This is a genomic window from Bacillus sp. 05T31, assembly GCF_056396725.1.
In genome coordinates this window covers 1-1,344 of the sequence record NZ_JBFTMA010000923.1, presented here as the reverse complement: position 1 = coordinate 1,344, position 1,344 = coordinate 1, and the positions used below count along the sequence as shown (strand labels likewise).

Annotated in this window: 1 protein-coding gene; it reads left to right on the top strand. The window is 36.7% G+C overall.

The window, feature by feature from the left end:
- The coding region (locus tag AC1DJR_RS29935; protein WP_477004249.1) for an IS4 family transposase at window positions 1-1,344 on the top strand (1,344 nt) is incomplete at both ends.

The window sequence follows — 1,344 nt, the reverse complement described above, 5'->3', positions numbered from 1 at the left end:
GAATTACAACTATTTGCTCAAGAGATTCAAAGTTTTTTATCTCCAAATACCTTACGGAATCTTGCTAGAGATGTTGGTTTCGTACAACGAACCAGTAAGTACCAAGCAAAAGATTTAGTCRCTTTATGTGTATGGGTGAGCCAAAATGTAGCTATGACTTCTTTAACTCAATTATCTAGCTGTTTAGAAGCATCAACAGCAGTACTTATYAGTCCTGAGGGACTGAATCAACGATTTAATAAGGCGGCCGTCCAACTTTTACAACACCTACTAGCCGAACTATTACGCAAAAAATTGACCTCATCTATGCCGATTTCTTCTCCATATACTTCTGTTTTCAAGCGTATTCGTATTTTAGATTCGACTGCATTTCAACTTCCAGATCCTTTTTCATCCGTTTATCCAGGTGCAGGGGGATGCAGCCATACAGCRGGAGTAAAGATTCAGCTTGAGTATGATTTATTAAGTGGACAGTTCCTTCATATTCATACRGGTCCAGGGAAACAACATGATCGAACCTACGGTTCCCTGTGTGTTCCAACTGTGACAGCGAATGATTTATGTATCCGAGATTTAGGGTATTTTCATTTGAAAGATCTTCAACACATACAAGATAAAAAGGCTTACTATATCTCTCGTATTAAATCMAATACACGTATTTATCAAAAAAATCYCACMCCTGATTATTTTCARGATGGAAGAATMAAGAAAGGTACAGAGTATATACAGATAGATATGGAGGYMTTAATGAACTCTCTYCAACCCGGACAAACMTRTGAAATATCCGAYGCYTATGTAGGAATGACTGATAAAGTACCAACYCGYGTGATTGTTCATCGRCTWACARAWGAACAACAACAAAAACGATTRCAAGATCAAGCTGTAAGAGAGAAAAAGAAAGGAATGAAGTATTCCCCTCGTAGTAAACGTCTCAGTGGTATCAATGTATATATGACAAACACCYCTACAGATAYTGTCCCGATGGRACAAGTACATGATTGGTACTCTTTACGTTGGCAAATCGAGATTWTATTTAAAACATGGAAATCATTCTTTCATATTCACCATTGTAAAAAGATAAAACGAGAAAGATTAGAATGCCATTTGTATGGGCAACTGATCGCCATTCTCCTCTGTTCTTCTACTATGTTTCAAATGCGTCAATTACTTCTTATGAAAAAGAAACGAGAGCTGAGTGAATATAAGGCCATATATATGATTAGAGATTATTTTTTTCTTATTTATCAAGCCATACAGAAAGACACCCAAGAATTATCAAAGATTCTCATTCGCCTGTTCAATCTCCTACAGCAAAACGGGCGAAAATCTCATCGATATGAGAAA